6 protein-coding genes are annotated in these 6620 nt (G+C 52.3%); 5 read left to right on the top strand and 1 reads right to left on the bottom strand.

The genetic code is table 11. From position 1 onward, the window contains the following. On the bottom strand, positions 1 to 703 hold a 703-nt coding region (locus C5O24_RS02250; RefSeq protein WP_107681385.1), incomplete at its 3' end, for a TrmH family RNA methyltransferase. A 399-nt stretch (positions 704 to 1102) separates the two neighbouring features. Between C5O24_RS02250 and C5O24_RS02245 the strand changes: the two genes are divergently transcribed. The 5 genes from C5O24_RS02245 to leuB all read left to right on the top strand — a co-directional run bounded on the left by C5O24_RS02245 (position 1103) and on the right by leuB (position 6620). Continuing rightward, a complete protein-coding gene (locus tag C5O24_RS02245) occupies positions 1103 to 1678 on the top strand; it encodes a C40 family peptidase (protein ID WP_161553765.1) in 576 nt (191 codons plus the stop codon). A gap of 285 nt (positions 1679 to 1963) precedes the next feature. After that, entirely contained in the window at positions 1964 to 3460 is a 1497-nt protein-coding gene (locus C5O24_RS02240) for a 2-isopropylmalate synthase (RefSeq protein WP_107036298.1), read from the top strand. Positions 3461 to 3473: 13 nt separating this feature from the next. Beyond that, positions 3474 to 4865, top strand: coding sequence for a 3-isopropylmalate dehydratase large subunit (gene leuC / locus C5O24_RS02235; protein WP_107036297.1), 1392 nt, complete (start codon positions 3474 to 3476; stop codon positions 4863 to 4865). Positions 4866 to 4870: 5 nt separating this feature from the next. Beyond that, positions 4871 to 5467 (top strand): 3-isopropylmalate dehydratase small subunit, encoded by a 597-nt coding sequence (leuD, locus tag C5O24_RS02230; protein ID WP_107036296.1) that lies wholly within the window; start codon positions 4871 to 4873, stop codon positions 5465 to 5467. An 88-nt stretch (positions 5468 to 5555) separates the two neighbouring features. After that, complete coding sequence (gene leuB, locus C5O24_RS02225; protein ID WP_107036295.1) at positions 5556 to 6620, top strand: 3-isopropylmalate dehydrogenase; 1065 nt, start codon at positions 5556 to 5558, stop codon at positions 6618 to 6620.

Below are 6620 nucleotides of genomic sequence, written 5' to 3'. Positions count from 1 at the left end.
TTATTGTGTCGTAGTCGAGTCCGTCACCTTCGGTTCCCATCATGATGGCAAGCCGTGGCTCGCGTTTCAGACACTCGTCGGTGATGGTCACTGAATCATGGCGCAGCGCCATTGCCACTGTCTTGAATCCGTGTCGTCGGGATTCTCCGGCGGGGTCGTCGCAGAATGTCCAGGGCAGTAGAAACACAGACCCCATCGACACTCTCACCGCCCGACGGTTGAGCGGGTCGCAGGCTGTGGAAGTCAGCAGTGCGCCGTCAATGCCGAGCGCGGCTGCCGAGCGGAATATCGCGCCTATATTGGTGGTGTCGCTCACACCGTCTATGATCACTATACGCCGTGCATTGCCGCATATTTCATCAACAGTCGGCAGTGTGCGGCGTTTCATCGCGCACAACACTCCCCGTGTAAGCCGGTAGCCGGTGATGGCTGAAAGCACTTCGCGTTCGCCTGTCATTATCCTTACATCGTCATGCATCCGCTTGATGATCTGTGCGGCATCGCCCGACAGGTGTTTTCGCTCGCACAGCAGTGCTACCGGTTCGTATCCGGCATCAAGCGCCACTGATATCACTTTGGGACTTTCGGCGATAAACAGTCCCCACCCGCGTTGGGAGGCGTCGCAAAGCTGAGCTTCCGTCAGTCGGCTGAAGATCTGTGCTTCAGGATGATTTATATCTGTTATCTCAATGATTGTATTCATTTTGTGTAGCGGAGGCGCGATTGTTTTTTTCTGACTGCAAATATAGCGAAAAAGATGCTTGAAAAAAGCTGAAAAGTTGTAATGAAGTGCTGCGAGGATGGTTAATTAATGTTTGTGGACTTTGTAGGTATGGCAACGGGGTGGTATGGTGATTTTGCTGACAGTCAGTCTTATTGTTGATTCCGGCTATGATTCAGGCTATTCGTTTTGCAAGCTTAATTTTAACCTATATGTAAAGTGGTGTGAATGAGTGTTGTTGTGTAATGCGTTGGTGTGTAGTAATTTTGCGTCAGGAAAAAACACAGCGAATCCATCCTGATTTTGATTTTTAACTACGAAATGAAGAGATATATTTACGCTTTTGTCATACTTATGGTGTCCGTCTTGACACTCACTTCTATGAAACCGTCAGTAAATCCTCCTCTGAAACCTGCCGAATCGCAGGTGGCGGGAACGTGGTCGCTGATAGATATGCCGAAGCTTCTCGATCTGCCTGTTGACGATTCGCAGGCATCCGATGAGTCGAACGATGCTGAGGGATCTCTACGTGAGATTACCGACAATCTCACTAAATTCGCCTCACAGTTTATCGGCCGCCGATATGTGTGGGGAAGCACCGGTCCGAAGACTTTTGACTGTTCGGGCTTCATCAGATATATATTCCGCAATGCCGGTGTGTCGCTCGATCGTACTTCGCGCATGCAGTATGCTCAGGGAGAGCCGGTGAAGACTTCTGAGCTGCGTCCAGGCGATCTGATGTTCTTTTCAAGTCCGCGCAGCGGCAAAGGCCGTGTGGGCCATGTGGCTATGGTGGTAGAGGTGGATGACAGCGGCAAGTCGCTCACGTTCATTCATGCAGCCTCAAGCAAAGGAGTGAGCTATCAGAAGTTTCCTGACGGAGGCTATTACTCACGAAATTATATCGGTGCAAAACGTGTGCTGCAACCTGAAAATACTGAGAACCATACGGCATGAATACACTATGATTTTCTATCTTGATGCGTCTGCAGTCGTCGCACCCCTCAGAAGTGCGAAGTGGCTGCAGATTTTATGGAAGATCGGCAAAATTGCAAGAAAATCGCACTATTTAGTGCGATTTTCTTGTTTTTTATCGTGAAAATAGTTGAAAAACGGATTATTTTGTAACTTTGTGTTTCGATGTTAAAAAAAATAACATATAAGTAGCTCGCAGCGAGCCACGGGTTACTGATGAGTTTAATAATATCAACTAATTTTTAAGAGTTACTTAGTATTTAACATATGAGTGATAAGCTGTTTATATTTGATACAACGCTTCGTGACGGCGAGCAGGTGCCCGGATGTCAGCTCAACACTGTTGAGAAAATCGAGGTGGCGCGTGCGCTTGAGGATCTGGGCGTCGACGTGATAGAGGCCGGTTTTCCGGTGTCGAGTCCCGGCGATTTTAATTCGGTAGTGGAGATCAGCAAGGCTGTGACATGGCCTACGATTTGCGCTCTTACGCGTGCGGTGGAGAACGATATCCGAGTGGCAGCCGACGCGTTGCAATATGCCAAACACAAACGTATACATACCGGTATAGGCACATCGGACTACCATATACGCTATAAGTTCAATTCCAACCGCGAGGAGATACTTGAGCGCGCTGTGGCGTGCGTGAGCTATGCCAAACGCTTTGTGGAGGATGTGCAGTTTTATGCCGAGGATGCCGGCCGTACCGACAACGAATATCTGGCGCGGGTGATAGAGGCTGTGATCAAGGCCGGAGCCACAGTGGTCAATATACCCGATACTACGGGCTACTGTCTGCCCGGCGAGTTCGGTGCTAAAATAAAATATCTTATGGAGCATGTCGACGGCATCCACAAAGCCACGATTGCCACCCACTGCCATAACGATCTCGGCATGGCTACCGCCAATACTATGGCCGGTATCATCAACGGTGCCCGTCAGGCCGAAGTGACGATCAACGGCATCGGTGAGCGCGCCGGCAACACATCGCTCGAAGAGATAGTGATGATATGCCGCTGTCATCACGAGCTTGGCATCGACACCAATATCAATACAACCAAAATCAACGCTGCAAGCCGTATGGTGAGCAGTCTGATGAATATGCCCGTGCAGGCCAACAAGGCTATTGTGGGTCGAAATGCGTTTGCACATTCAAGCGGCATACATCAGGACGGCGTACTTAAAAACCGCGAGAGTTACGAGATTATCGATCCCAAAGATGTGGGTATTGACGAAAACTCGATAGTGCTCACGGCGCGTAGCGGTCGTGCGGCTCTCAAACATCGTCTTCACATATTGGGAGTGGATCTTGACAAGGATGCTCTTGACAAGGCTTATGAGGCTTTCCTGCGTCTGGCCGACAAAAAGAAGGAGATCAACGACGACGACGTGCTGATGCTTGCCGGACAGCATCACCGTGCCAATCACCGCATAAAACTCGACTACCTGCAGGTAAGTTCGGGAGTCGGTATCCGTTCGGTGGCCAGTGTCGGCCTCGACATCGCCGGAGAAAAGTTCGAGGCATGCGCCTCGGGCAATGGTCCGGTTGACGCGGCAATATCCGCTATCAAGGTGATAATACGCCGCAACATGCTTGTAAAAGAATTCCTGATACAGGCCATCAACAAAGGCAGCAACGACGTCGGCAAGGTGCATCTGACAGTAGAACACGACGGACAGCAATACTACGGATTCTCGGCCAATACCGACATTATCGGTGCGAGCGCCGAGGCATTTGTCGACGCCATCAATAAGTTTGTGAGATAAAACGAATATCGAGATGGGAAAGACACTTTTCGACAAAATATGGGACGCACACACGGTGACGGATATTACCGGAGGGCCCACACAGCTTTATATCGACCGCCATTACTGTCATGAGGTGACAAGTCCGCAGGCTTTTGACGGATTGCGTGGCCGGGGGCTCAAAGTCAGGCGTCCTGACCGCACATTCAGCACGCCCGACCATAATATTCCTACCCTAAACCAGGATCGTCCGATCGCTGACCCGGTTTCGGCCCGTCAGGTTGACACTCTGCTGAAAAACGCCGGGGAGTTCGGCATCACGCTGTTTCCGCTCGGCGACGAGCATAATGGCATTATCCATGTCATGGGGCCTGAAAACGGCCTGACACTTCCCGGAAGCACGATCGTATGCGGTGACAGCCACACATCGACCCACGGAGCTTTCGGTGCAGTGGCATTCGGCATAGGTACGAGCGAAGTGGAGATGGTGCTTGCCACGCAGTGTATCCTCCAGCCGAGGCCGAAGACCATGCGTATCACTGTCGACGGACGTCTTGGCAGCGGAGTTACGTCAAAGGATATGGCGCTGTATATAATCGCACAGCTCGGCACCGGCGGGGCTACAGGCTACTTCGTGGAATATGCCGGCGATGCCGTCCGCGCGCTGTCGATGGAGCAGCGCATGACGCTCTGCAATCTTTCGATCGAAATGGGTGCCAGAGGAGGCATGATCGCTCCTGACCAGACGACTTTCGACTACCTGAAGGGTAGGGAATTTGCTCCGTCGGGAAAGGAATGGGATGAGGCTGTGGCCTATTGGCGCACTCTGCCGTCGGACGATGATGCCGTCTATGACCGTGAGGTGAGATTTGATGCGGCCGACATCGAGCCGCGTGTCACCTATGGCACCAATCCCGGCATGGGTATCGGCATTAGCGAGCCTGTGCCGTTGCCTCCCGATGATGCCGCCGCGCGTCTGTCGTTTGAAAAGGCGTTGGCTTATATGGGCTTCCGTCAGGGTGAGAGCCTTGAGGGACAGAAGGTCGACTATGTCTTTTTAGGAAGTTGTACGAATGGCCGCATAGAGGATTTCAGAGCGTTCGCATCTTATGTCAAAGGGCGACGGAAGCATCCCGATGTGACGGCATGGCTTGTGCCCGGATCATGGAAAGTGCGCAGGCAGATATCCGAAGAAGGTCTTGACAAAGTGCTTGAGGAGGCCGGCTTCGAGATACGTCAGCCCGGATGCTCGGCGTGTCTGGCTATGAACGATGACAAGGTGCCTGCCGGATGTCTGTCGGTGTCTACTTCCAACCGTAATTTCGAAGGCCGTCAGGGTCCGGGAGCCCGCACCGTATTGGCCGGCCCTCTCGTGGCTGCTGCAGCAGCCGTCCATGGAGTTATAACTGACCCACGCAAATCTTGAATCAGATGGATAATCCAAAATTTACAATAGTCACCTCGCGGTGCGTGCCTCTGCCTGTAGAGAATGTTGATACCGACCAGATAATACCGGCACGTTTTCTTAAAGTCACCTCGCGTGAAGGGTTCGGCGAAAACCTGTTCCGCGACTGGAGATTTGATGCCGAAGGCAACAAGCGTCCCGATTTCCCGCTCAACGATCCACGTTACAGCGGATGCATACTTGTGGCCGGGAAAAATTTCGGTTGCGGGTCGAGCCGCGAACATGCAGCGTGGGCTATAGCCGATTATGGCTTCAGAGTGGTGATTTCGAGTTTTTTCGCCGACATACACAAAAACAACGAGCTGAACAATTTTGTGCTCCCGGTTGTGGTGTCGGACGACTTCCTGGCCGAACTGTTCGCGACAGTGGAGGCTGATCCTGCTACCGAAGTGCGCGTAGATCTTCCGAACCAGACTGTGGAGAATCTCGCCACCGGCCGAAAGGAGTCCTTTGACATCAATCCATACAAAAAACAATGTCTTGTAGAGGGGCTTGATGATATCGGGTATCTGCTGTCGCACTCCGCGGAGATCGATTCCTACGAGTCGGCCAACAATAAGTGATCGGACGATCAAATGCCGTGGCTCAATACAGGAATGTATCCGAGTAGGGAAATTCTAAACGTTAATCAATCATATATCTGAATCGTCAATGAAATTGAAGATAGCACTTTTGGCCGGTGATGGCATCGGTCCAGAAATATCGCGCGAGGGCGTGAAAGTGATGACCGCGGTGTGCCGTCGCTTCGGTCATGAAGTGGAGTTTGTCTCAGCTTTGGTCGGCGCGGCTGCGATCGACGCCGTCGGCGATCCGTTCCCTGAAGAGACATATAATGTATGCCGTGATGCCGATGCCGTGCTGTTCTCGGCTGTCGGCGATCCTCGGTTCGACAACCGGCCCGACCTGAAGGTTCGCCCCGAACAGGGTCTTTTGGCAATGAGGAAGAAGCTGGGACTGTTTGCAAATATCAGGCCGGTGGCCACATTCGCGTCGCTGATCCACAAGTCGCCGCTGCGCGAAGATATAGTCAGCGGAGCCGATTTTGTGTGCATCCGTGAGCTTACGGGCGGCATGTATTTCGGAGAAAAATACGAAAGCGACGATCATGCCTACGATACCTGCGCATATACACGCGGAGAGATTGAGCGAATCCTTAAAGTGGCATTCGACTATGCTCGCCGCCGCAAGAGACATCTCACTGTGGTAGACAAAGCCAATGTGCTTGCGTCGTCGCGTCTATGGCGCAAGGTCGCTCAGGAAATGTCCAGGGAGACCCCGGATATTACGACCGATTTCATGTATGTCGACAATGCGTCGATGCGCATGATACAGGATCCGCGTTTCTTCGATGTGATGGTGACCGAAAATACGTTCGGCGATATACTTACCGACGAAGGCAGTGTGATTTCAGGATCGATGGGGCTGCTTCCATCCGCGTCGATAGGTGAGGGTACTCCCGTGTTCGAGCCTATCCACGGGTCGTGGCCCGAGGCCGCCGGCAAAAATATAGCCAACCCGTTGGCGCAGATCCTTTCGGTCGCAATGCTGTTTGAGCATTTCGGACTGGCTGAAGAGGGCGAGTGTGTACGCAAGGCTGTCGATGCTTCGATGGAGGCCGGAGTCAGCACACCCGATATCGCTCCAGATCCTTCAAAAGCGGTAGGTACTGACGCTGTGGGCACATGGATTTCGGACTTTATAGCTGCTGAACGATGA

The sequence above is a fragment of the Paramuribaculum intestinale genome (assembly GCF_003024925.1).
GTDB lineage: Bacteria > Bacteroidota > Bacteroidia > Bacteroidales > Muribaculaceae > Paramuribaculum > Paramuribaculum intestinale.
This window is presented reverse-complemented; position numbering and strand designations above follow the sequence as displayed.

Excerpts from the sequence above, each read along its gene's own strand:
- C5O24_RS02240 (WP_107036298.1), top strand. The coding sequence starts at position 1,964 with ATGAGTGATAAGCTGTTTATATTTGATACAACGCTTCGTGACGGCGAG.
- C5O24_RS02245 (WP_161553765.1), top strand. The coding sequence starts at position 1,103 with ATGAAACCGTCAGTAAATCCTCCTCTGAAACCTGCCGAATCGCAGGTG.
- leuB (WP_107036295.1), top strand. The coding sequence starts at position 5,556 with ATGAAATTGAAGATAGCACTTTTGGCCGGTGATGGCATCGGTCCAGAA.
- leuD (WP_107036296.1), top strand. The coding sequence starts at position 4,871 with ATGGATAATCCAAAATTTACAATAGTCACCTCGCGGTGCGTGCCTCTG.
- leuC (WP_107036297.1), top strand. The coding sequence starts at position 3,474 with ATGGGAAAGACACTTTTCGACAAAATATGGGACGCACACACGGTGACG.